This is a genomic window from Microbispora rosea (genome assembly GCF_900156315.1).
Taxonomy (GTDB): Bacteria; Actinomycetota; Actinomycetes; order Streptosporangiales; family Streptosporangiaceae; genus Microbispora; species Microbispora rosea.
Genome location: NZ_FTNI01000008.1, coordinates 120,888 through 144,673, shown reverse-complemented (window position 1 = coordinate 144,673; position 23,786 = coordinate 120,888). Strand labels below are relative to the sequence as shown.

The window sequence follows — 23,786 nt, the reverse complement described above, 5'->3', positions numbered from 1 at the left end:
CGTCGGGCAGGCGCTCTCCGCCAGGGCCGTCACAGGCGGCGGCCCTGGCGGTCGATCACCACGGCGAAGACCCCCGTGACATCCTCGTACGGCGGTTCCACGGCCATGTGACCCCGCTGGGCGTCGATCCACAGGACCTCGCCCCGGCAGTTGACGGCGTTCCACGCGTGGCTGCCTCCCCCGGCCCAGCGGGTGATCAGGACGGCGGCGGCACCGTGACCGCCGAAGATCAGCCGCTGCGCGATCGCCACGTAGGCCCGGCGGCCGTGGCCCACGTACTCGAAGCGGTGCCCGAGCCACTCCTCGGCGCGGGCGACTCCCCCGGTCTCCCCGGTCAGCAGCGGGCGTCCCGAGCCGTCGTACTCCGGCTGCCTGCGTGCCGCCACGACGGGCTCGCCGTGCCAAGTGGACATGACCGACAGCGCGCAGTCGACGGCGTTGTTGGACCTGAACGCGTCCTCGGTCGGGCCTTCGGCGTTGATCAGGCGGATCCAGGTGCCTCGCGGGTCCGGGAAGCGCCCGCTCACGGCCTGCACGAGGCTCACCTGGCCGTCCGGATCCGCCTCGGCAAGGCCGCCGGGCCTGCCGTACGGGCGGGTCTCCTCCAGCCGTCGCGGCCGGCCCTGGCTGTCCAGCCAGTCGCGCTCGGTCTCGTCGCGCAGCACGGCCGACCAGAAGTCGTCGGCGTCCGCGAGTTCGCCCGTCTCCGGACCGTTGTCGGCAGCCATGCCCGGCTGTACGGCGATGGTCGGCGCGGGCGCGGTCTCGGCGAACCACTCGTCCTGTCCGGTCGAGGCACCGACGTCCTGTCCGGTCGGGGCACCGACGTCGTGTCCCGTCTCGGGCAGCGGCTCGACCGGCCGGACGCTCTCGACGGTCGTCACGGCCGGCGAGGCCTCGTCTTCCGCCGCACCGTCCTGCTTCCCGGCGGCCGCCGTCTCCAGGTGATCCCCGGGCTCGGCCGGGTCCTCGACGTCGTCCTCGTACTCACCCTCGCCGCCCTCGGCCTCGGCCTCGGCCTCGGAGTCGGAGTCGGAGTCGGAGTCGGAGCTGTCCGCCTCGGTTCCGACGTCTGGGCGCTCCTCCACGTGCGCGAGGTCGCCGGAAACGTGCGAGCCGGGCTCCCCCACGCCGGGCACCTCGACAGCGGGCAGCTCGACAGCGGGCTCTCCCACGTCGGGCTCCCTCACGTCGAACACCTCGACGGCGGGCTCCCCCACGCTGGGCTCGCCCAACCCGGACTGTTCCGCGCCGGACTCTGCCACGCGCAACTCTGCCGCGCCCAACTCTGCCGGGAGCGACGGCGTGCAGTCGGGTGTCCTGGCGGTCTCCTCGGCCACCGCCTCGGCCACCGCCTCTTCCGCCGTCTCCCGAGCCTCCCCACCGGCCTCCTCGAAGCCCCCGGCGTCCTCAGCGTCGTCGACGTCCTGTGCGTCCTCGAAATCCCCGAACTCCTCGGGATCCTCGGCGTCTACCTGGTCCCCGGTGCTCCGGGTGGTCCCGGCGCCTGCGGGCGTCGCGGCGGTGACGGCTTCCCGAGGGTCTGACGACCCCGCGCGCCGCCTGGCCGGCGCCCCCAGCCCGTGGGCCCCGTGGCCCCCGCGTCCCCCGTTGTCGCCGTTCCTCGCGGCCGGCACCACCGGCATGGTCACGGTGTCCACGCCCAGCGGCAGCGCCGCGAGCCGTACCTCCAGGCGTCGGTCCTCCAGCGAGGGAGCAGGCGCCTCCGCGGCCTGCTCGTAGTCCCGCCATCGCCGGCCGTCGGCCGACACGACCGGGTTGTACACACCCGACGGCAACCGCCACCTCGCATGCCGGCGCGCCCTCTCCTGGTTCACGCGCTTGGCCCCCCTCCTCGCGCACATCAGCGTGCCGATGGTAGAGGCGGGCCGTCCGGGGCACGGCGGGTTTTCCCAACTTCAGACCCGGCTCTGCACCGGAGACCACGCGGGGACGGTCAGCGGGCCGTCACGGCGATCGTGTGGAAGCCGGTGGCGCCGTCGGGGGCGGGCGGCGCCTCGTCCGAAGTCTGGGTGTAGCCGGTGGCGTCGGTGGCCCGCACGGAGATCGTGTGCCGGCCCGGCGTCAGGTCGAGGTCGAGCGACCACTGCCGCCACGTGTCGAGTCCCGGGGTGTCGGCGAGCCGCGCCTGCCGCCACGCTCCGCCGTCCACCCGCACCTCCACCGCGTCGACGCCGCGGTGCTGGGCCCAGGCGACGCCCGCAGCGGTCGTACGGCCCGCCGTGACCTCGTCCCCGTCATGGGGCAGGTCGATCCTGGACTGGGTCTTGATCGGGCCCCGGGGAGCCCAGCCGCGCGGCGTCCAGTAGCCCTCGTCCCGGTCGAACCGGGTGGCCCTGATCTCGGTGACCCACTTCGTCGCCGACACGTATCCGTACAGTCCGGGCACGACCTGGCGGACCGGGAAGCCGTGGGCCTCCGGGAGCACCTCACCGTTCATCGCGACGGCGAGCAGTGCGTCGCGGCCGTCCATGACTACGTCGACCGGTGTGCCGCAGGTCCAGCCGTCCTGGGAGACGCTGAGCAGCATGTCGGCCTCGCGGCGGATCCCGGCCTCGCGCAGCACGTCGGCGAGCCGGGCGCCGAGCCAGCGGGCGTTGCCGATGTACGGCCCGCCGACCTCGTTGGACACGCAGGTCAGGGTGACGTCCGCTTCCATGAGAGGGCGCTTCAGCAGGTCGGCGAAGGTCAGCTCGACCGGCCTGTCCACCAGCCCGTGGATCTTCAACGTCCACCGGGCCGGGTCAACCGACGGCACGACGAGTGCGGTGTCCACGCGGTAGAACTCCGCGTTGGGCGTGACGAACGGCGAGAGGCCGGGAATCCGCAGGTCCGCCCCGGCGGGGATCGGCGCGGCCGGGCGGCCCGCGCGCGGCAGCATCCTCGCCACGCCGCGCCGGGCCAGTTCGGCGTCCTTGGAGCCCTTCAGCAGCCATCCGCCGAAACCGGCGACGCCCGCCACCGCGACCCCCGCCGCCGCTCCGGTCAGGAGCCTGCGCCGGTCGAAGACGTACGGACCGGAGTCCGGTCCCGCGCCCGGCCCCGCTCCCGCCCGCATGACGGCCGGCATCACGGGCGACGGGCTGGGCGGCGGGGCGGCGGGCGCGGCGAGACCGGACTCCGCCGCGCCGCTCTCCTCCCCCACGCCTGCGACCCTCGCGCGCTCTGCCCCCGCGCGCTCTGCCCTCGCGCGCGCTGCCGTTGTGCGCTCTGCCGGCGCGGGCACCGCCAGGACCCTGCCGGCCGCGGCGTGGTCGGCGGCCCGGCTGGCGGCGACGTAGTCCTCCTCGCCGCTGCTCATCGCGCGGCGCGTCAGGCGCGACAGCGTCCACGCGCCGGCCGCGGCGCCCACGAGCGAGGGCAGGACGTGCGCCACCCCGGCGTCCGGCCGGGACAGCGCCGCGGCGGCGCCGACGAGGCCGAACACGGCCAGGCCCAGCGTGCCGTACGCCCTCCGGCGGCGGGCCAGCAGGCCGAGACCGGCGGCGACGAGGGCGAGCACGACGACGATGCCGCCGAGCAGGACCGGCTTGTCGTTGGAGCCGAAGGTGCGGATCGCCCATTCCTTGAGACCGGCGGGCGTGGCGTCGACCATCGTGCCGCCCACGGCGACGACCGGCGCGGCGCCGGGATCGATCAGACCGGCGACGATCTGGGCCACCCCGAGCGCCACCGCGCCGGCGACGAGACCGGTCAGCGCGGCCGCCCAGGCGGGCATGCGGGTGCCTGCTGCGTTCACGTTCCGAACGCTACGCCCGTCCGCCCGCCGAGGTCTTACGGCGGTATTACGAGAGGCGTTACGAGACGACCTGGGCGATCACCGGGGCGATGGCCCGGAATGCCTTGCCCCGGTGGCTGATCGCGTTCTTCTCCTCGGCCGACATCTCCGACGTCGTGCGGGTGTCGCCGTCCGGCACGAAGATCGGGTCGTAGCCGAAGCCGCCCGTGCCGCGCCGCTCGCGGATGAGGTGGCCGTGCACGGCCCCCTCCACCACGTGCTCCTCGCCCGTCGGCAGCGCGAGCGCGGCCGTGCAGGCGAAGTGGGCCTGGCGGCGGCCGTCCGGCACGTCGGCGATCTGCGCGAGCAGCAGGTCGAGGTTGGCGTCGTCGTCGCCGTGGCGGCCCGACCAGCGGGCGGAGAAGATGCCGGGCATGCCGTTCAGCGCCTCGACGCACAGGCCGGAGTCGTCGGCGATGGCGGGCAGTCCGCTCTGCGAGGCGACCGCGTGTGCCTTGAGCAGCGCGTTCTCCGCGAACGTGAGCCCGGTCTCGGCCACGTCGCCGATGTGCGGGAACGCCTCAAGGCCGACGAGTTCGACCGGCACACCGGCGTCGGCGAGGATCCGGCGCAGTTCTACGATCTTCCCGGCGTTCCGAGTGGCCAGGACCACCTTGTTCATCTTGTCGTTCTCCCGTGGATCAGGCGAGGGCCTCGGTCTGGAGGCGGGTGAGCTCCGCGCAGCCGACAGCGGCGAGGTCGAGCAAGCCGTTGAGCGCCGTCCGGTCGAACGGCGTGCCCTCGGCGGTGCCCTGCACCTCGACGTAGTCGCCCCTGCCGGTCATCACCACGTTCATGTCGGTCTCGGCCTTGACGTCCTCGCTGTAGTCGAGATCGAGCATCGCCTCGGTGCCGACGACGCCGACCGAGACGGCGGCGACCGAGTTCACCAGGGGGTCGCCTGGGCACATCCGGCGCTGCCGCATCCAGGCGATCGCGTCGGCGAGGGCGACGTACGCCCCAGTGATGGCGGCGGTGCGGGTGCCGCCGTCGGCCTGCAGCACGTCGCAGTCGAGCACGACGGAGTTCTCTCCCAGCGCCTTGTAGTCGACGCAGGCCCGCAGGGACCTGCCGATCAGCCGGGAGATCTCGTGGGTGCGCCCGCCGATCTTGCCGCGGACCGACTCGCGGTCGTTGCGGGTGTTCGTCGACCGGGGCAGCATGGCGTATTCCGCCGTCACCCAGCCGAGGCCGCTGCCCTTGCGCCAGCGGGGCACGCCGCTTTCCACCGTCGCGGCGCACAACACCCTGGTGCCTCCGAACTCCACCAGTACCGAACCCTCCGCGTGGGCGAGCCAGTTCCGGGTGATGGTCACGGGGCGAAGCTGGTCGGAACGACGACCGTGTGAACGAGCCATACGGGTCACCCTAGGTCATACACCGCCCCGCTCCGCGCCAACTCCATCGGGCCGGCGAAGCCGCCGCGCGAGGCGTCCTCCAGGATGCGGGACTTGTCGTACCACGGGACGAGGTGGGTGAGGACGAGCGCGCCCGCCTCGGCGCGGGAGGCGTGCTCGGCCGCCTGCCTGCCGCTCAGGTGCAGGCCGGGGGTCAGGCCCGGCTCGTCGAGGAAGGACGCCTCGCACAGCAGCACGTCGGCCTCGTGGGCCAGCTTGACCAGCTCGGCCGACTCGCCGGTGTCCGCCGAGTAGGCGACGGAGCGGCCCTGGTGGGTGACGCGGAAGCCGTAGGTCTCCACCGGGTGGTTCATCGCGGCGGCCGCCACCTCGAACGGACCGACGTGCCGGGTGCCGGGCGACAGCCGTACGAAGTCGAAGGAGTTCTCCAGCACGGGCTCGTCCGGCATCGCGTACGCCGCGTTGAGCCGCTTGGAGGCGCCGGCGGGGGCGTGCACGGGCACCTTCGGCAGCGGGCCGTCCGGGGTGTAGGTGCGCACGACGTGGTAGGCGCACAGGTCGAGGCAGTGATCGGCGTGCAGGTGCGACAGGAGGATGGCGTCGACGTCGTAGAGCCCGGCGTGCCGCTGCAGCGCGCCCAGGGAGCCGTTGCCGAAGTCGAGCAACAGGCGGAAGCCCTCCGCCTCGATCAGGTAGCAGGAGGACGGGCTGTCGGGGCCGGGGAAGCTGCCCGAACACCCGATGATCGTCAACTTCATCGCGAACTCCCTACGCCGCTCACGTCGCCGATGCCGGAGGCGGTCCGCTCCACCGACTGGAGCTCTGGACCGAGGAAGCGCTGCCCGAGCCGTTCGAACAGCTCGGTGTCGCCGGTCGCTCGGAAGCGGTGCCGCGGCTCGCCCGCGCCGTTGGACAGCCCGCGGTCGTGCAGGATGCGGTAGACGTCCTTGGCCGTCTCGTCGGCGCTGGACACCAGCGTGACCCCGTCCCCGGCGACGTACGACAGGGCGCCGGTGAGCAGCGGATAGTGGGTGCAGCCGAGGATGAGCGTGTCGCACCCCGCGTCCTGGATCGGCTTGAGGTAGCCCCTGACCACCTCGATCAGATCCTCGCTCATCGTCTCGCCCCGTTCGACGAACTCCACGAGCAGGGGTGCGGCCACCGCGACCAGCTCGACGTCGAGGGCGGCGGCGAAGGCGTCGTGGTAGGCCATCGACTCGATGGTGGCCCGGGTGGCGATCACGCCGACCCTGCCGTTCCTCGTGGCCCGCACGGCCCGGCGGGTGGCGGGCTGGATCACCTCGACGACCGGGACGTCGTAGCGCTCCCTGGCGTCCCTGAGCACGGCCGAGCTCGCGCTGTTGCACGCGATGACCAGCATCTTCACGTCGTGCTCCACCAGGTGGTCCATGACCTCCAGCGCGTATGCGCGGAGCTCGGCGATCCTCTTGGGCCCGTACGGCTGGTGGGCCGTGTCGGCCACGTAGAAGATCGATTCGTGGGGCAGCTGGTCGATGATCGCCCGGGCGACGGTCAGGCCGCCCACCCCGCTGTCAAAGATCCCGATCGCCCTGGTGTTGTCCTCCGGCACGCTTCCCAAGGTTAGGGGACTGATCCCCGCCGCCGACGGTAAGAATGCTCACATCGCGTGCCGGACGGCGGGGAGGCGCGATCTAGCCTCGGCCCAGACGGGCGATCTGACGGGACTGGGCGACCAGCCGGCCCGCCGAGTCCCACACCTCGACCTCCTCGTCGAACCAGCCGTCGCTGATCAGGCGTCCGCCGCCGATCAGGGTCAGCCACCCCGGCGCGGGCAGGGCCCGCAGGTGCCAGGTCAGCTCCACCGTCGGGGCCCATCCCCGCGCCCCCGCCGAGAACACGACCGGCGGCAGCGCGTCCACCGCCAGCGCCAGCACGTACGGGTCGGGGTCCTGCGGTTCGGCCAGCCGGAAATACGCCCGCGACTCGGGCCGTCCGGTCGGCGCGCCGGTGAGCCAGCCGATCGTGGGCGGGTCGAAGACGAGCTCCATCTGGGCGCTGAAGTTCATGTTCGACTGGGGCTTGGGCTGCGGCAGGCGCACGCAGTCGGCGAGGTCCGGCATGACGGCGGACGGGCCGTCCGCCCAGTCCGGGGCCGCCTCCCCGTTCAGCGTGGCGGTCGTGACGAGCACCTCGATGAACGACTCGCCGTCCTGGACGAGCCGCGCCCGGGTCATCGCCGCTGTACGGCCCGTCTTGAGCTGCTCCAGCAGCACCCTGGCCGGGCCGGGCCGGGCCACACGCAGAAACTGGGCGCTCGTCGAGATGGGGTGCGCGTGCGGCGAGGCGTCCACCACGGCGCGCAGCATCGTGGCCATGAGGTAGCCGCCGTTGAGGGGCCCTCCGATGGAGTATCCGTCGTCGAGACACACGTCGTAGGTGGTGTCGTCGACCCGGATGGCCTGCGTCGCCTCGTCGAACTTGGTCATGCGCCCCTCGCCGCTCTACCGAATATTGTTCTGCTGATTACTCTAGCGTGGCACTCCCGCAAATCGCTCGGCGGGCTCACGCCCGGCTCCCAGGGCAGGCGTACATGGCGGGCTTGGGCGGGCGGGCTCGCAGGGCCGGCAGTGCCGAGTCCGCCGTCAAGCGGGCTGCAAGCGCGCCGCTACCGGCCGCGCCTACCTTCACGGCGTATCTGACGACGACGCCTGTGAGTGAGCCCCATGTCCCCCCATGCCTCCCCGAACCCGCCGAACCCGTGGCGGCCGGGCGACGAACCCGACCTCGACCGCACCGTCGCCTATCGCGTTCCCCGCGCCGCCGCGAACGAGTCGCCCACCGTGCGGCTGCCGTCCTGGACGGACCCGGAGGAGATCGGCTTCGCCACTGTGCCCGGCTCGCCCGCGCCGCCTCCCGGCCGGGGCCGGCTCGGGCGCGGCTGGATCCTCGCGCTGGTGGCCGCCGTGCTCGTCGGGGTGGTCGGCGGCGGCGGCGTGTGGGCCGCTTCGAAGCTCAGCGGCGGCGGCACGCAACCCCAGGACGTGCTGCCCGCGAACGCGATGGCCTACGTACGGCTCGACCTCGACCCGTCGGCCGGGCAGAAGCTCGCCTTGTTCGGAATCGCCCGCAAGTTCTCCGCCACCCGCGACGCCTTCGGCGGGGACGACCCCCGCAAGGCCCTCGTCACTGCGCTGCAGCAAGACGAGCCCGGCCTTTCCAAGGTCGACTACGCCAGGGACGTCGAACCCTGGCTCGGCGACCGCGCCGGCCTCGCCGTGCTCCCCGCGGACGGCGGCGGCGACCCCGTCGGGGCGCTCGCCGTACAGGTGAAGGACGAGGCGGCGGCCCGGACCGGCATCGCAAAGATGGGCCTCGGCGACGGCAAGGGCGGCCTGGCGTTCCGCGACGGGTACGCCGTCATCGCCACGAGCCAGAAGCTGGCCGACGAGTACGTCAAGGCGGCGCCGCTGTCCGGCGAGCCGCGCTTCGCCGCCGACCTCGACGCGCTGGGCGAGCCGGGCGTGCTGTCGTTCTGGATGGACGTGGAGAAGGTCGCCGACGCCGGCTGGAGCGAGGTCGCCGCGACGCCCGTGCTGCAGCAGATCCGGGGCATGCGGTTCGCCGGCGCGCTCCGGTTCTCCGGGGACTACGCCGAGCTGGCCGGGATCACCCGCGGCGGGACGGCCACTCAGGGCCGGCCGGAGCCGGTGAGGATCGGTGAGCTGCCCGCCTCCACGGTCGCGGCGGCCTCGGTCTCCGGCCTGGGCGATCTGCTGCGCGAGCAGTGGCCGTCCGTCGAGAGCGCGGCGAGCGGCTCGGGCGGCGCGATGGTCCGGCAGGTCCTCGACGAGGCGCGGACGCAGTACGGTCTGTCCCTGCCGGACGACCTCGCGACGCTGCTCGGCCGCACCCTCACGCTCGCCCTGGACGAGCAGGACCTGGACGGCGCGCTGCCCCGGGTCGGCGCCGTGCTCACCACGGACACCGCCAAGGCGCGCGACGTGGTGGACCGGCTCAAGGGTCATCTGAACGGCATGGAGAGGTCCGCCGACATCGCCACCGCCGAGGGCGACGGGCGGTTCGTGATCGCGAGCACCCAGGAGTACGCCGACGCGCTCAACGGCGGCGGCTCTCTTGGTGAGAGCGAGACCTTCCGCCTGGCTGTCCCTGACGCCGCGAACGCCACCTACGCCGTGTACGCCGACCTCGACCGGCTGGAGAAGCTCTACCTGGACGGACTGAAGGGCCAGGAGCGCGCCGACGTCGAGCAACTGCGGGCGGTCGGCCTGAGCGGCACCCACGGCGAGGACGGCTCGACCTTCACCCTCCGGGTCGTGTTCGACTAGGGACACCACCCAAAACCCCATACTCCGGCTCATCCCACCCGAACCGGGTCTCCGGCCCACCCGCCGGAGCGGGCGGGATGAGCCGGTCAGCCTTCGGCGGTGGTCAGGCCCAGAGCTGGCCTTCGAGCCGGTCCTCCGCCTCGTCGAGGGTGCCCTCGTACGCGCCGGTGGACAGGTACTTCCAGCCGCCGTCGGCCACGATGAACACGATGTCGGCCCGCTCCCCCGCCTGGACGGCCTTGCGGGCCATGCCGATTGCCGCATGCAGGGCGCACCCCGTCGAGATGCCCGCGAAGATGCCCTCCGTGGCCAGCAGCTCACGCGTCCGGCGCAGCGCGTCGGCCGAGGTCACCGAGTAGCGGGTGGTCAGCACGGACGCGTCGTACAGCTCGGGCACGAACCCCTCGTCCACGTTGCGCAGGCCGTAGACCAGCTCGCCGTACCGCGGCTCGGCGGCCACGATCTTCACGTCCGGCACCTGCTCGCGCAGGTAGCGGCCGACGCCCATCAGCGTGCCGGTCGTGCCGAGCCCCGCGACGAAGTGGGTCACGGTCGGCAGGTCCGCGAGGATCTCCGGCCCGGTCGACTCGTAGTGGGAGCGCCAGTTGGCGGGGTTGCCGTACTGGTAGAGCATCACCCAGTCGGGATGCTCGGCCGCGAGGCCCTTGGCCACCCGCACGGCCTCGTTGGAGCCGCCCGCGGCCGGCGAAGAGATGATCTCGGCGCCCCACATGCGCAGCAGCTGGCGGCGCTCCTCGGAGGTGTTCTCCGGCATGACGCAGATCAGCTTGTAGCCCTTGAGCCGGGCCGACATCGCCAGCGAGATGCCGGTGTTGCCGGAGGTCGGCTCCAGGATCGTGCAGCCCGGCGTGAGCAGCCCGTCCTTCTCGGCCTGCTCGATCATCCACAGCGCCGGCCGGTCCTTGACCGACCCGGTCGGGTTGCGGTCCTCCAGCTTCGCCCAGATCCGTACGTCGGGAGACGGCGAGAGCCGGGGCAGACCCACCAGCGGGGTGCGCCCGACCGAGTCGATCAACGAGTCGAAGCGCATCTAGCGCGCTCCGCCCGCGACGGCCGGGAGCACGGTCACGGTGTCGCCGTCGGCGACGGGGGTGCCGAGCCCGCCGAGGAAGCGTACGTCCTCGTCGTTGAGGTAGACGTTGACGAAGCGGCGCAGCCCGGAGTCGTCCATCAGCCGGTCCTTCAGGCCCGGGTGGCGCGACTCCAGGTCGCCGATCAGCTCTTCGAGGGTCGATCCCTTGGCGTTGACCGCCTTGGCGCCATCGGTGTAGCTGCGGAGGATGGTAGGAATGCGGACCTCGATGGCCATGTCGGCTCAATCTCCTTGATCAGTGGTCGTCTTATGATGAGCGTCCACCTGCTATGAACAGGGCCAGGCGGACGGCGATTCCAGCGGTCTTCCTCCCCGGCGCCGAGCGGGCGGCCGGGTTCAGCGACAGTCGTAGACGACGACAGACGGCGTGTGCGCGAAGAGGAACGCCTGAACAGGAGATTCCGGGCGTACCCGGCGCGAAATGACAGCCGGTGACGACACGGGACGAGCGTCATCGTTAGCCATGGTTCAAGTTTAACCGTACGACTCTACGATCTTGACTTCCTCCTCGGTCACGACGCCGTCCACGATCCGGTAGGACCGGAAGGGCGTCTCCTCCTCGGAGGCCGTCGACACCAGCACGTAGTGGGCGTCGGGCTCGGAGGCGTAGCTGATGTCCGTACGGGACGGGTACGCCTCGGTGGCGGTGTGGGAGTGGTAGATCACGACGGGCACCTCGTCGAGGTCGTCCATCTCCCTCCACACGCGGAACTGCTCCATCGAGTCGAACCGGTAGAACGTCGGGGAGCGCTCGGCGTTCTCCATGGGGACGAACCGCTCGGGACGGTCGGACCCGGCGGGCCCGGCCACGACACCGCACGCCTCGTCGGGGTGGTCGGCCCGGGCATGGGCCACGATCTTGTCGACCAGCTCGCGTGAGATCGTCAGCATGCTGCGAAACCTACCAAAGCGCCCTGACAAGGGTGTCCTGCAGGTAGGTGAGCCAGTCGTAGGTCACGAACGCCGGATAACGGGGGTCGTCCTCGGACATCGAGGAGATCTCCTCGTGGACCTCCTCGGTGACCTCCAGCCGCACGCCGAGCGCGAGGCGGACGTCGTTGATCGCCCGCAGCCACGCCTGGCCCTGGTCGGCCGTCAGCGTCAGATGGCCCGGCGTCGCCGTCTCCAGGAGCGTGGTCGCGTCGGCCCGCTTGCCGTCGCGCAGCGTCGCCTCCGTGTAGCGCCGGAACTCCTGCGCCGCGTCGTCGTCGTCCGAGTACGCCGAGGGGAACAGCCGCGCGAGCACGGGGTCGGCCGGCGGGGCCGCGGAGCCGATGCCCAGGGCGCGCTCCAGCGGGTCGTCGCCGGTGGCCCCCGGCTCGACCAGGCCCAGCACCTGCGACACCAGCGAGCGCAGGATCGACACCTCGCCCGCGTCGAGCTGGACGGCCACCCCGTCGCGCGTCGCCCGGAATCCCATGCTCATCATCTGTCCTGCTGGACGGTCGCCCACAGGCCGTAGGAATGGAGGATCTGCACGTCCCGCTCCATCTCCTCCCGGGTGCCGCTGGCGACGACGGCCTTGCCCTTGTGGTGGACGTCCATCATCAGCTTCTCGGCCTTCTGGCGGGGATAGCCGAACACGGTCTGGAAGACGTACGTGACGTACGACATCAGGTTGACCGGGTCGTTCCACACGATCGTGAGCCACGGCAGATCGGGACGCACGTCCGACGACGGACGCTCGACCTCGGTTGGAGCTGTGCTACCCACGTACCCATCCTGCACCACGACCGTCGTAGTCTTCGACACGTGCGCACGACCACGGGCACGGCCCTGCTGACCGACCGGTACGAACTGACGATGCTCCAGGCCGCGCTCGCCAGCGGAGCGGCCCACCGGCGGGCGGTCTTCGAGGTGTTCGCCCGGCGGCTGCCCGGAGGACGGCGCTACGGGGTGGTGGCCGGCACCGGGCGGTTCCTCGACGCGCTTGAGGACTTCCGCTTCGAGGAGCAGGACATCGAGTTCCTGTGCTCCTCCGGGATCGTGGACGAGCCCACCGGCGAGTTCCTCGCCGGGTACCGCTTCTCCGGCAACGTGTACGGCTATCGCGAGGGCGAGGCGTTCTTCCCCGGCTCGCCGATCATGGTGGTGGAGGGGACGTTCGCCGAGGCCGTGCTGCTGGAGACGATTGCCCTGTCGATACTCAACCACGACTGCGCGATCGCGGCGGCGGCCTCGCGGATGGCTCAGGCGGCCGGCGACCGGCCGCTCATCGAGATGGGCTCGCGCCGCACCCACGAGTACGCCGCGGTCGCCGCCGCCAGGGCCGCCCACCTGTGCGGCTTCGCCTCCACCTCCAACCTCATGGCCGGCCACCTGTACGGCGTGCCGACCGCCGGCACCGCCGCCCACGCGTTCACCCTGCTCCACGACTCGGAGGAGGACGCCTTCCGGGCCCAGCTCGACTCGCTCGGGCTCGGCACCACCCTGCTCGTGGACACCTACGACGTGGCGAAGGCCGTACGGACCGCGGTGGAGCTGGCCGGGCCCGATCTCGGCGCGGTGCGCATCGACTCCGGCGACCTCGCGGTGGTGGCGGTGGAGGTGCGCCGCCTGCTCGACGAGCTGGGCGCGAGCCGCACCCGGATCGTCGTCACCAGCGACCTGGACGAGTTCGCGATCGCGGCGCTGGCCGCGGCGCCGGTGGACGCCTACGGTGTCGGCACCGCCCTGTCCACGGGTTCCGGTCATCCGACGGCCAGCCTCGTCTACAAGCTCGTCGCCCGGGAGGACCACACGGGCCGGCTCCAGCCGGTCGCCAAGGCGTCCGTCGGCAAGCCAAGTGTCGGCGGGCGCAAGTGGGCCTACCGCAGGACCGCCGGCGGCACCGCGACCGCCGAGGTCGTCACCCGCGAGCCGATGGAGACGCCGGTGGAGACGGAGGACCGCCCGCTGCTGGCCGAACTCGTGCGGGACGGCAAGGTCGTCGGCCGCGAACCCCTGGCGGCCGCCCGCGACCGCCACCGGGCGACTTTGGCCGAGTTGCCGCTGGAGGCGTGCAGCCTCTCCCCCGGAGACCCCGCAGTCCCTACTATCTTCAAGTGATCGCGGGGGACCGGCGCATGAGGACGACGCCGGTCCTCCGCGATCGCCAGGTCGAGGATCGCCACGTTGAGGATCGTCACTGTGAGGTGACCCCATGAAGACCGCACTCGTCGTCGTGGACGTGCAGAACGACTTCTGCGAGGGCGGCAGCCTGCCGGTCGGCGGCGGCGCCGAGGTGGCCGCCGCGATCAGCCGCCATGTCCAGGAGCACGCGTACGACCACGTGGTCGCCACCCGGGACTACCACGTCGATCCCGGCGCCCATTTCGCGGCCGAGCCCGATTTCGTGGACTCCTGGCCGCCGCACTGCGTGGTCGGCACCTCCGGCGCGGACTTCCACCCGGCCTTCGACACCGCGAAGGTCGAGGAGGTCTTCAGCAAGGGCGCGCGGCAGGCGGCCTACAGCGGGTTCGAGGGCGCCACCGCCGACGGCGTGGGCCTGGCCGCGTGGCTGCGCGAGCGCGGCGTGGAGGCCGTTGACGTCGTCGGCATCGCCACCGATCACTGCGTCCGGGCCACCGCCCTCGACGCGGCGGCCCACGACTTCGCCGTACGGGTCCTGCTGGACCTGACGGCCGGCGTGGCACGCGAGACGACCGAGTCGGCGCTCACCCGCCTCGCCGAGGCCGGGGTGGAGCTCACCGGGCAGCCCGTCCTCCGCTCCTGACCCGCAAAACCGGCGACCCGGGCGGCCGGGCCGGGACACGCGCGGCCTGGGACGTCAATGACTTCACCACGAAGCGTCACGGGTGTATTACCTAGAGCGACGACCCTTCGTGGATTGGCGGCCCCGATGTTCGCGTTCCTGCTCGGCCTCAGCTGGCTCGTCCTGACCCCGGTCTGCATCTGGCTGCTCTTCGGGCGCGGCCACAGGGGCGTGCTCCGCGCCAGCGGCGCGCTGACGCTGGCGGCCCTGCAGACGGTCACGATGACCGTGGGGTTCGCCCAGGAGCCCGCCCAGACGGTCGCCGTACGCGACCCGCGTGCCGACGCGAGCCGTCCGGCGGACGTGGCGCCCGTGCGGTCCCCCGGCGTGGCGGCGGCCGCGACACCGTCCCCGGCGCCCGAAGGCTCGCCCGCCTGTGATTCCCGCGTCCCCGACCCCGAGGCCGTACGGCTGTCGTTCCACGGCAGGGCCCTGCACGGCCTCACCGTGTACTGGCCCGCGTCGTCCGCGCAGTGCGACGTCGCGACGGTGGCCGTCCACCAGGCCGGGCGCCGGCTGCGCATCTGGCTGCAGGAGGGCGCGAAGGCGCGGCAGCACGAGGGAGCGCACAACGTTCCCGTACGCGTGGAGCAGGGCATGGCCTCCCTCAGCCTCCGGCTCAGCACGGTCACCCGTCGCCACCGGCGTTACGTGGCGATCAACGGCCACACCGGCGACAAGATCCCGTTGCGCTCCCGCACCTCGTAGCGCACCTGCGCGGCGAGTTGAAGATGAGCCATTCACGAATCGCAGGAAATGGGGACACGACGCACAGAACACGCGGAGCCAGGTGAATATTCGTCACACCGGTAGCGAACTATCCTCACCCCGCTGACGGAGCCTCACAAAATCCGCCTCGCGCATTCTCATCCCGCCGGCCTCCGAGCTGATAGCAATTACCTCCGCGCACCTGCCGCGCTCTTATTCCCCCCCAGCGAGCTTCGGCTACGTTGCGAGCAGCATCGGAGGACCGAACGTGAGAACACTCAGAGAACGCGTCGAGCGTCTGGAGAATGAAATGGAGAAACTGAGCGTCGATTGCTTCAAGCAGGCAGCAGCCCACGCATACGACGCGCTGCAGCCGAGTTGGGACAAGATCGATGCGATGAGCGATCGCCTGATGCGAATCGAGCGGATCGCCGAGGAGACCAGAGCCGACGTCAGCGTTCTCAAGAGGCAGATGACCGTCGTCACTGTCCGATTCGACCGCATCGACAGCGAGATCGGCCGTCTAGATAGGCGCATCGACGGACTCAGCGAACGCGTCGACACCCTGACCGACCGGATGGACGGCCTCACCTCCCGAGTCGACGGACTCAACGAACGCGTCGACGCCCTCACTGGCCGAATGGACGGCCTCACCTCCCGAGTCGACACCCTCACCGAGCGGGTGGACGGTCTCACCACCCGCGTCGACAGCCTGACCGACCGGATGGACGGCCTCACGACCCAAGTCGACACCCTCACCGAGCGGGTGGACGGCCTCTCCGAACGCGTCGGCACTCTCACTGAGCGGGTGGACGGCCTAGGCGAGAGCATGTCCGCATTGACTGAGCAGGTCAACGCGGTCAGCCGCCAGGTGGACACGATGGCGGGGACCAACGCCGCGATGTTCAAACTGATCTTGGACCGATTGGACTCCCTGTCCGCGACGGCACGGCCGACAGACCAGAGGGAACTCCCCAAGACAGAGATCGACGCCAACCCCACGCGACGCTCGGTCTGACAAAGCCTTCACGTGCTGCCCTCGGTGCGCTGTCCTAATCAGACGGCGAACCGAGGGCCTTGGTGCGTCACCTGCGCTGGGTGGCCCACTTGCGGATCATCGCGATGCGCTCGCGGACCTGCTCGGCGGTGGCCTGGGCGATGGCGGGCCCGCCGCAGGCGCGGCGCAGCTCGGCGTGGATGACGCCGTGCGGCTGGCCGGTGCGGTGGTTCCACGCGCCCACCAGGCCGTTCAGCTCCTTGCGCAGCTCGGCGAGCTGCTCATGCGGCGCGAGGGCGGGCGCCTGCTCCTCGCTCTTCTTGGTCTTGCGCTTGGCCGCCTGCTGGTCGGCCTGGCGCTTGCGCAGCAGCGAGGCGACCTGGTCGGGCTCCAGCAGGCCGGGCAGGCCGATGAAGTCCTCCTCCTCCGGCGATCCGGGCGCGGCGGCGGTGCCGAACTCGCCGCCGTCGAACAGCACCCGGTCGAAGGTCGCGGACGCCTCCAGTGTCTGGAAGGGCAGCTCGTCTCCGAGCGCGTCGGGCTGCTTCTTGTCCTGCTGGGCCTGCTCCAGCAGGAGGTCGTCGAGGCCGTCCTCGTCGCGGCGGCGGCCCAGCACGTGGTCGCGCTCTTCCTCCATCTCGCCCGCCAGGCCCATGAGGACGGGCACCGAGGGCAGGAAGACCGACGCGGTCTCCCCCCGCTTGCGGGCGCGGACGAAACGCCCGACGGCCTGAGCGAAGAACAGCGGGGTCGAGGTGCTCGTGGCGTAGACCCCGACACACAGCCGGGGGATGTCGACGCCCTCGGAGACCATCCGGACCGCGACCAGCCAGCGCCGGTCGGAGACGCCGAAGTCCTTGATCTTCTTGGAGGCGCCCGGGTCGTCGGAGAGCACGACCTCGGCGCCCTCCCCGGTCACCGCACGGATGTGCCGGGCGTACGCGCGGGCCGCCTCGTGGTCGGAGGCGATGACCAGCCCGCCCGCGTCCGGGACGCCCCGCCGCACCTCGGTCAGGCGCCGGTCGGCCGCGTGGATGACCTGGCGGATCCAGTCGCCCTTCGGGTCGAGGGCGGCCCGCCACGCCTGCGAGAGCTGGTCCTTGGTCAGCGGCGTGCCGAGTGTGGCGGCGATCTCGTCGCCCGCGCGGGTGCGCCACTTCATCTCTCCCGAGTACGCCAGGAAGATGACCGGCCGGACGACGCCGTCGGCCAGGGCCGGGCCGTATCCGTAGGAGTAGTCGGAGACGCTCCGCATCGCCCCCTCGCCGTCCTCCACGTAGGTGACGAACGGGATCGGGCTGTCGTCGGATCGGAACGGGGTGCCGGTCAGCCCGAGTCGCCTGGTCGCGGGCTCGAACGCCTCACGGATGCCGTCGCCCCACGACTTCGCGTCACCGGCGTGGTGGACCTCGTCGAAGATCACCAGCGTCTTGCGCGCCTCGGTGCGGGCCCGGTGCAGCGCCGGGTGCATGGCGATCTGCGCGTAGGTGACCGCGACCCCGATGTAGTCGCGCGAGGTGGCGCCCTGGCTGTTCTTGAACTCGGGGTCGATGCTGATCCCGACCCGGGCCGCGGCGTCGGCCCACTGCCGCTTGAGGTGCTCGGTGGGGGTGACGATCGTGATGGCGCGCACGACCCCGCGGCTGAGCAGCTCGCTGGCGATCCGCAGTGCGTAGGTCGTCTTGCCGGCGCCGGGGGTGGCGACGGTCAGGAAGTCGCGCGGCTCGCGGCTGAAGTACAGGTCGTAGGCCTGCTGCTGCCATGCGCGCAGCTTCGGGGCGGTGCCCCAGGCGGCTCTGTCGGGGTAGGACGGGGAGAGGTGGGACGCGGCCGAAACGCTCAACGACGCCTCCCCGAACTCATCGGAACACTGATGTCTCTATCGGTTCGCTCCCTCACAGTGGATTCAGACTAGCCCGCCGGACCGACAAGACGCGCCGAGCACACGCAGCACGGTCGGAATTCACCCGGTGTGGCGTCGGGCACATCAGAACCGCCGGTGCGCTGCCGCGGCCGCCCCAGGCCACCATCGCGGGGCATCCTGCCTCCGGTCTCCTTCTCCGTGGCGCCGCGTGCGTTCACCGGCCGGAAGACGCTCCCTGCGGTAGCCGCTTCCCGGCAGGCCGGTGCCCTGACACACGAGGGCGGACAGCCCCGGGAGCCATCGGGCTCCGCGGCTGTCCGCCCTGAGTGTTGTCAGTCGGTGCCAGCCGTCACAGCGTCTGCGGGGCCGTGCAGTTGGCCGTGGCCAGCGGCAGGAACGCGCCGAGCGTCCCGCCGCCGCTGAGGGAGCTGACCGTGCAGTCGGAGCGGAGGATCGCGCCGTCCGCCCGCCGCACCGTCACCCTCACCTGTCCAGCGGGAGCACCGGTGCCGGGAAGCGTGACCCCGGTGGCCCCGCCCGGGACCGCCGTGCTGGTGGTCGGAGCCAGGGCGATGTCGTAGTAGAAGCCGGAGTTGCCGAAGACCGGCGTGAGGTCCGTCCAGGCGTTGCCGTCGTTGACGAACACGTGACCCCTGCGCGCGGACCCGGTGAAAGCCCGGGTGGCGGTCGGGGTGATGGTCGTCGCGCCGGCGGCGAACGTGAAGTTGGTGACGATATTCGTCGCGGCGAGCCTCGGGAAGGGAATGAACTTCTGCGCATCCCCTCCGCCCTGCGGAGCCGTCGCCTGCGTGGCCGGGGTGGTGTTCGTCGTTGCTGCGCTCGCCGCGACCGCACCGGACAGCGCCACAGATGCGCACGTCACGGCCACTGCGGCGGCCCGCGCCAGCAGGCGACCGGCGCCACGCGAACCAGAGGCCGAGCTGCTCCTACGAGAAATCAATTTGATTTCCCCCCCATGGTGAGAATTGGTGTTTCCGGGTCACCGCGTTTTCGTGCGATGCGACATTGAAGATACCTGTCCGGGGAAACGCGGGCAGCGAGCCACTTATCGGATACGGGCAAACAGATGCTACGCCTATCTCAAAGCCGCACCGAAAATACCGAGATCTCCCACTATCACGTCATCGAGCATCGGAGAAAAGGCCAACGCCCCGATATGTGCATTCGATCGGACATACGCGACAAAGAGGCGGGCCACTATGTCGCCTGCTTTCCCGATTCATCGTTCATATCGATGTGAATGATCCAACAAGGGGCAGCAGACGCTTTTTCCGACATAGTGGACGGCACGGTCCGCAGAAACACGAAACCGCAGAACCGCGCGGCCGCGGGACAGCAGAAGCAGCGTCGACGAGATCGACGGTGACCTCAGCGGGCCCCCCACATCAGGCCCTCGATCTCGGCGCGCGACTGGGGACGGTCGGGATGCGCCAGCCCGAGCAGGACCGTGCTGCCGCCGTCCGGCCGGGTCAGCAGGGTCACCCGCATGAAGGCGGGCTCGTTCACCACGTCGGTGTACTCGGCCCGCACGGCCCGCGTGTGGCCCGGCCGCCCGCCGACGGTGACCGCGCGGTCGTCGAGCACCTCGACCTTGTCGCCGTGCAGCAGCAGCTGCGTGTAGAGATCGCTCAGGTCGATGACGGCCGAACGCAGATTAGGCGGGTCCACCCGGTCGCCGGCCCGGGCCATGACCGTGGCGCTGTCTCCGCGCGCGGCGACGGAGGTGAAGCCGGTCACGGGCGCGACCACGCCCTCCCGCCACTCCGGCGGCAACGTGTAGGCGACCCCGGCGATCTGATCGTGGATCACCGTGGGGGGCGCGCTCTCGGCCCGGTGCAGCACCGTGACCACCACCGCGCCGATGACGGCGGCCGAGCAGACCAGCGCGAGGCCGCCGACGAGGAGGCGCCGCAGCCACCGCGGCATCGGGCGGGGAGGCGTCTCGGGCGCACGGTAGCGGCTGGCCGACGGGGGCAGGTCGTCCTCGGGCTCCGCGGACTCTGCGGACTCCAGGCCCAGCGAGGGCCAGACCGGGCGTCCTGCCTGCGGCCGCTCGGCGACCGGTGCTCCGTACAGGCCGGTGAGGCTCTCCTCGGCGGAATTCCGGTCCGGCTCAGGGCCGCCGTACGGCCGGGTGGGCCACTGGGGGGACGCGGGCTGCGTGGACGACCGCGGCGACCCGCCCGGAACGCCGTACGGGCGAGTGAGGCCCTGCCCGGACGGCGGGGACTCCTCCTCCGCGGGTGGCCAGACCCGGCGGGTCCACTGGTCATCCACAAAGCCTCCCCGGGCGGCCTGGCCGGGCACGTGGGACGGAACCGGCGAGCGACTCGGCGCTCACGGCCGGGCGCGAGGCTTCGTGACCATGAACGCTGCTGTGGAGTTACTCACACCCCACGCCACGACGTCAACGGATCCGGCCGATTCGTCATCGCCCTGTTCCTCCTGATGATCCCCCATCGCCCTACATGTCGCCAGCGGGGTTGTCAGAGCCCTGGGCGGCGAGGCCCGGCAGAGGGTCACTCACGGCGCCGCTCCCGGTATCGTTCACAGTGTCGTACCCGGCGTCGGCCGCGGGGTCGTTTCCGGGATCGCTCACAGTGTCGTCACTCCCGGCGTCGTTCGCGAGGTCGTTCGCGATGCTGGCGGGAGCGTCCGCGCCGTCGGCGGCGGCGTCCGCCTGAGCCTTCGCGGCGTCCGCCTGAGCACCCGCTGCGGCCTTATGCAATCCCGCGTCGGCCCTCTGCGGCCCGGGGCGGCGATAGGCGTCCCACATCTGGTGGACGCGTACGCCCTGGCCCGCGGTGAACTCGCGCATGCAGCGGTCCTGGGCGTAGTCCATGAAGTTGCGTATCGGATCGCCGCCCTGAGCGGGGCAGGTGTCCTTCTTCGCAGGGCAGCCGTTCGTCGGGTAGGCCTCGGCGGGAGTGTCGTCCACCGAGTCGCCCGGGGCCTTGCAGCCGTTCTCGAAGGTGTGCAGCAGGCCCAGCCAGTGGCCGATCTCGTGCACGGCCGTGAAGCCTCTGGCGAAGTCGCGCAGCGGGCCGCCGGGGACGCTCCGCCAGTCGATCACCACGCCGTCCAGCACGGGCTCGTCGTCATACCAGTACGGATAGGTGGAGTAGCCGAGCACGAGCCGGCTCAGCTGCGCGATGTACAGGTTGAGCGTCTCGGGACCCCCGACCCGCAGCTTCTTCTTCATCGGCTCCTCGTAGCCGAGGGGGTCGCGGAACCAGCTCCGGTTCTCGGTGTGCGTGATGCCCTTGAGCTCGAAGCGCACGCCGGTGTCGGCGCCGCCGTACCCGCCGGAATAGGCGGTGTTCAGCGCGGCGATCTGCCGGGAGACGGCGGCGTCGGGCAGGCCGAGCGCGTGGTCTTTGATGATGTGCACCCACACCGGGACGGTGATCCGCTCGACTGTCCCTGAACCGATCCGCCGGTCGCCCGCCCCGCTCCCCGGCCGGGCCGTCACCCCCGGCGGCGGAGTGACTGCGGCCTGCGCGGCGTCTCGTGGCTGCGCGGTTTCTCTCGGCGTCGCGGTGCCGAGCCTGCGGGCCAGGTCGGCCGACATCCGGGCGATCTCGTCCGGCCCCGGCTCACGGGGCTCCGGGGCGTGCGTGAGCCCGCCCACGCCGTGCCGGCGCTGCGTGACTCCGTGGGCACGGCCGTGCCGGCGCTTGGGAACGGCGTGACGGGCCAGGCAGGCGTCGGGCCGGGTGGCCGGCGATGCGCGCAGCGCGGCGCCGGTGAGACCACCGGGCGCCCGGGAGGCGGCGGACGCCGGGACGGCGCACGCGCCGCCCAGCGCGTAGAGGCATGCAAGGACGACGGCGATAGGTCGCCGAACCATTCGTTCCCCCGATACGGCTGGTCAGAAGGCAGACCCTAGCCGCAGGGGACGCGATGATCCCGGATCGACACTCACTCGCCGGACGGTTCGCCCTTGGGCAACCCCTCGTAGATCTCCTTGCACTCCGGGCAGACCGGATACTTCTTCGGGTCGCGGCTGGGCACCCACACCTTGCCGCACAGCGCCCGCACCGGCGCGCCGGTGACGTAGCTCTCAGTGATCTTGTTCTTGTCGGCGAAGTGCGAGAAGCGCTCGTGGTCACCGTCGCCGTGCGAGAGTCGGGGTGTTACGTCGCTCTCGGGAAGAATCTTCGTGCCGCTCACGGATACCAAGTCTACTGAGCGAGCAGCCGCACCAGGCCCGGACGCGCGTACGGCCTCCGCCGGGTGGCGGAGGCCGTACGGAGGAGACCGGACGTCAGCCCATGTGGACCGGGGCGCCCTCGGTCTTGCGACCGGCCTTGACGAACAGGGCCAGGGCCGCCGCGAGGAGGGCGACCGCCGTGCTCACGACGAAGCCGAGGTGCAGGCCGTCCATGAAGGACAGGTGCGCCGCGTCCGCGAGCGTCTTGGCCACGGGGCCGGTCAGTCCGGGCGGGGCCTGACCCACCGACGCCAGGGCCTTCAGGCCCTCCATCTGGGCGGGCGGGACGGCGGCCGCCGCCGGGCCGAGATACCCGGGCAGCACGTCGGCCACCTTGGCCGACACGACCGCGCCCAGGATGGCGGTGCCGAGCGCGCCGCCGATCTGCATCGCGGAGTTCTGCACACCGCCCGCGACGCCGCTCAGCTCCTCCGGCGCGTTGCCCACGATGATCTCCGTGGCTCCGACGAACACCGGCGACAGGCCGAACGCGAGCAGCACGAACGGGATCGCGCTGTCGGCGAAGGCGGCCTCGACGCTGAGCCGCGACATGAGGAACATCGCGAAGGCGCTGATCACCATGCCGCCCGCGATGGTGATCTTCGGGCCGAGCTTGCCGATGAGGATGCCCGCGATGGGCGAGGCGACGATCATGCCGGCGCTCATGGGCAGCATCCGCAGGCCGGAGTCGAGCGGCGTGAGCCCGTGCACGCCCTGGAAGAAGAACGTGAGGAAGAACATCGCGCCGAACATGGCGAACGACATGAGGATCATGAGAACGGTCCCGATCGAGACCGAGGCGTTGCGGAACAGGCTCAGCGGCAGCAGCGGCTCGCTCACCTTCGACTGCCAGAACAGGAACACGGCCCCGACCACCACGGCGGCGGCGAGGAAGCCGAGCGTCTTGGCGTCGCCCCAGCCCCACTCGGGGGCCTTGATGATGGCCCACACCAGCGCGAACATCGCGCCGGACAGCAGCACGACGCCCAGCCAGTCGACCCGGGACAGCATCTTGGCCCTGCGCTCCCGCAGCGCCCACAGCCCGAACGCCAACGCCGCCACGCCGACCGGCACGTTGATGAAGAACACCGACTGCCAGCTCACGTTCTCCACGAGGAGGCCGCCGACGATCGGGCCCGCCGCGCTCGACAGCCCGATGATCGCGCCCCACGCCCCCATGGCCATGTTGAGCTTCTCACCGGGGAACGCCGACCGGAGCAACGCGAGGGCGGCGGGCTGGAGCAGCGCGCCGAACAGTCCCTGGAGCACCCGCAGCGCGATCAGCACGCCGATCGAGGACGACAGGCCGATGGCGAGCGAGGTCAGCGCGAAGCCCGCGACGCCGATCAGGAAGACGCGCTTGTGTCCGAACAGGTCGCCGAGCTTGCCGGCCGTGATCAGGAAGACCGCCAGCGCGAGCAGATAACCGCTGGTCACCCACTGCAGGTCCGCCAGCGTCGCCTTGAGTTCGACCTGGATGACCGGGTTCGCGATCGCCACGACCGTGCCGTCGAGCATGACCATGATGACGCCGAGTGAGACGGCGAGCAGCGTGAGCCATGGATGCCCCTGGCCTCGTCCTGGAGGCGCGTCGGCGTCCACCGATACGGCTTGAGTCATGGAGATTCCC

Annotated in this window: 23 protein-coding genes; 5 read left to right on the top strand and 18 right to left on the bottom strand. The window is 71.5% G+C overall.

The features are described 5' to 3' along the window. Window positions 1–29 precede the first annotated feature (29 nt). The 7 genes from BXA11_RS44535 to BXA11_RS13930 form a co-directional block, all read right to left on the bottom strand. Window positions 30–1,838, bottom strand: a complete 1,809-nt coding sequence (locus BXA11_RS44535; protein ID WP_244303584.1) for a toxin glutamine deamidase domain-containing protein — start codon at window positions 1,836–1,838, stop codon at window positions 30–32. Between the two features lie 119 nt (window positions 1,839–1,957). Next, window positions 1,958–3,760 carry a molybdopterin-dependent oxidoreductase gene (locus BXA11_RS13955; protein ID WP_308441051.1) on the bottom strand — a complete coding sequence of 601 codons (1,803 nt, stop codon included), beginning with the start codon at window positions 3,758–3,760 and terminating at the stop codon, window positions 1,958–1,960. A 58-nt stretch (window positions 3,761–3,818) separates the two neighbouring features. Continuing rightward, window positions 3,819–4,421: an RdgB/HAM1 family non-canonical purine NTP pyrophosphatase gene (gene rdgB, locus BXA11_RS13950; protein ID WP_030510918.1), complete on the bottom strand. Its 603-nt coding sequence runs from the start codon at window positions 4,419–4,421 to the stop codon at window positions 3,819–3,821. 19 nt (window positions 4,422–4,440) lie between these two features. Then, complete coding sequence (rph, locus tag BXA11_RS13945) at window positions 4,441–5,157, bottom strand: ribonuclease PH (protein WP_076434864.1); 717 nt, start codon at window positions 5,155–5,157, stop codon at window positions 4,441–4,443. Between the two features lie 5 nt (window positions 5,158–5,162). Continuing rightward, entirely contained in the window at window positions 5,163–5,915 is a 753-nt protein-coding gene (locus BXA11_RS13940) for an MBL fold metallo-hydrolase (RefSeq protein ID WP_076434863.1), read from the bottom strand. Beyond that, entirely contained in the window at window positions 5,912–6,748 is an 837-nt protein-coding gene (gene murI / locus BXA11_RS13935) for a glutamate racemase (protein ID WP_373320571.1), read from the bottom strand. Before murI ends, BXA11_RS13940 begins: the two co-directional genes overlap by 4 nt. A gap of 82 nt (window positions 6,749–6,830) precedes the next feature. Beyond that, the gene (locus BXA11_RS13930; protein WP_076434861.1) at window positions 6,831–7,625 is read right to left on the bottom strand and encodes a thioesterase family protein; all 795 of its coding nucleotides are present in this window, start codon (window positions 7,623–7,625) and stop codon (window positions 6,831–6,833) included. A 237-nt stretch (window positions 7,626–7,862) separates the two neighbouring features. Here BXA11_RS13930 and BXA11_RS13925 point away from each other — a divergent pair, with 237 nt between their 5' ends. Continuing rightward, entirely contained in the window at window positions 7,863–9,485 is a 1,623-nt protein-coding gene (locus tag BXA11_RS13925; RefSeq protein WP_076434860.1) for a DUF3352 domain-containing protein, read from the top strand. 103 nt (window positions 9,486–9,588) lie between these two features. Here BXA11_RS13925 and BXA11_RS13920 read toward each other — a convergent pair whose 3' ends face one another. The 5 genes from BXA11_RS13920 to clpS all read right to left on the bottom strand — a co-directional run bounded on the left by BXA11_RS13920 (window position 9,589) and on the right by clpS (window position 12,312). Next, a complete protein-coding gene (locus BXA11_RS13920) occupies window positions 9,589–10,536 on the bottom strand; it encodes a PLP-dependent cysteine synthase family protein (protein WP_076434859.1) in 948 nt (315 codons plus the stop codon). Next, window positions 10,537–10,815 carry a MoaD/ThiS family protein gene (locus BXA11_RS13915; RefSeq protein ID WP_030510925.1) on the bottom strand — a complete coding sequence of 93 codons (279 nt, stop codon included), beginning with the start codon at window positions 10,813–10,815 and terminating at the stop codon, window positions 10,537–10,539. Between the two features lie 258 nt (window positions 10,816–11,073). Then, window positions 11,074–11,490, bottom strand: a complete 417-nt coding sequence (locus BXA11_RS13910) for a M67 family metallopeptidase (RefSeq protein WP_030510926.1) — start codon at window positions 11,488–11,490, stop codon at window positions 11,074–11,076. Between the two features lie 10 nt (window positions 11,491–11,500). Continuing rightward, on the bottom strand, window positions 11,501–12,025 hold the full coding sequence (locus BXA11_RS13905) for a DUF2017 domain-containing protein (protein WP_030510927.1): 525 nt from the start codon (window positions 12,023–12,025) through the stop codon (window positions 11,501–11,503). Further along, window positions 12,025–12,312 (bottom strand): ATP-dependent Clp protease adapter ClpS, encoded by a 288-nt coding sequence (gene clpS, locus BXA11_RS13900; protein WP_030510928.1) that lies wholly within the window; start codon window positions 12,310–12,312, stop codon window positions 12,025–12,027. Before clpS ends, BXA11_RS13905 begins: the two co-directional genes overlap by 1 nt. A gap of 90 nt (window positions 12,313–12,402) precedes the next feature. On the opposite strand from clpS, the gene BXA11_RS13895 reads away from it, so the two are divergent. The 4 genes from BXA11_RS13895 to BXA11_RS13880 all read left to right on the top strand — a co-directional run bounded on the left by BXA11_RS13895 (window position 12,403) and on the right by BXA11_RS13880 (window position 16,079). Further along, window positions 12,403–13,647: a nicotinate phosphoribosyltransferase gene (locus tag BXA11_RS13895; protein ID WP_239105016.1), complete on the top strand. Its 1,245-nt coding sequence runs from the start codon at window positions 12,403–12,405 to the stop codon at window positions 13,645–13,647. Window positions 13,648–13,741: 94 nt separating this feature from the next. Then, on the top strand, window positions 13,742–14,314 hold the full coding sequence (locus BXA11_RS13890; RefSeq protein ID WP_076434857.1) for a nicotinamidase: 573 nt from the start codon (window positions 13,742–13,744) through the stop codon (window positions 14,312–14,314). 114 nt (window positions 14,315–14,428) lie between these two features. Then, complete coding sequence (locus BXA11_RS13885) at window positions 14,429–15,061, top strand: hypothetical protein (RefSeq protein ID WP_143734253.1); 633 nt, start codon at window positions 14,429–14,431, stop codon at window positions 15,059–15,061. Between the two features lie 268 nt (window positions 15,062–15,329). Further along, on the top strand, window positions 15,330–16,079 hold the full coding sequence (locus tag BXA11_RS13880; RefSeq protein ID WP_143734252.1) for a coiled-coil domain-containing protein: 750 nt from the start codon (window positions 15,330–15,332) through the stop codon (window positions 16,077–16,079). Between the two features lie 67 nt (window positions 16,080–16,146). Here the strand turns inward: BXA11_RS13880 and BXA11_RS13875 are convergent, their stop codons facing one another. The 6 genes from BXA11_RS13875 to BXA11_RS13850 form a co-directional block, all read right to left on the bottom strand. Beyond that, window positions 16,147–17,901 (bottom strand): DEAD/DEAH box helicase, encoded by a 1,755-nt coding sequence (locus tag BXA11_RS13875; protein WP_030510933.1) that lies wholly within the window; start codon window positions 17,899–17,901, stop codon window positions 16,147–16,149. A 370-nt stretch (window positions 17,902–18,271) separates the two neighbouring features. After that, window positions 18,272–18,805 carry a hypothetical protein gene (locus tag BXA11_RS13870; protein ID WP_143734251.1) on the bottom strand — a complete coding sequence of 178 codons (534 nt, stop codon included), beginning with the start codon at window positions 18,803–18,805 and terminating at the stop codon, window positions 18,272–18,274. Window positions 18,806–19,311: 506 nt separating this feature from the next. Further along, window positions 19,312–20,220, bottom strand: coding sequence for a hypothetical protein (locus BXA11_RS13865; protein ID WP_076434853.1), 909 nt, complete (start codon window positions 20,218–20,220; stop codon window positions 19,312–19,314). Window positions 20,221–20,407: 187 nt separating this feature from the next. Beyond that, the gene (locus BXA11_RS13860; RefSeq protein WP_076434852.1) at window positions 20,408–21,793 is read right to left on the bottom strand and encodes a zinc metalloprotease; all 1,386 of its coding nucleotides are present in this window, start codon (window positions 21,791–21,793) and stop codon (window positions 20,408–20,410) included. A gap of 71 nt (window positions 21,794–21,864) precedes the next feature. Continuing rightward, a complete protein-coding gene (locus BXA11_RS13855; RefSeq protein WP_030510937.1) occupies window positions 21,865–22,125 on the bottom strand; it encodes a DUF3039 domain-containing protein in 261 nt (86 codons plus the stop codon). Between the two features lie 85 nt (window positions 22,126–22,210). Next, window positions 22,211–23,776, bottom strand: coding sequence for an MFS transporter (locus BXA11_RS13850; protein ID WP_030510938.1), 1,566 nt, complete (start codon window positions 23,774–23,776; stop codon window positions 22,211–22,213). Window positions 23,777–23,786: the final 10 nt, after the last annotated feature.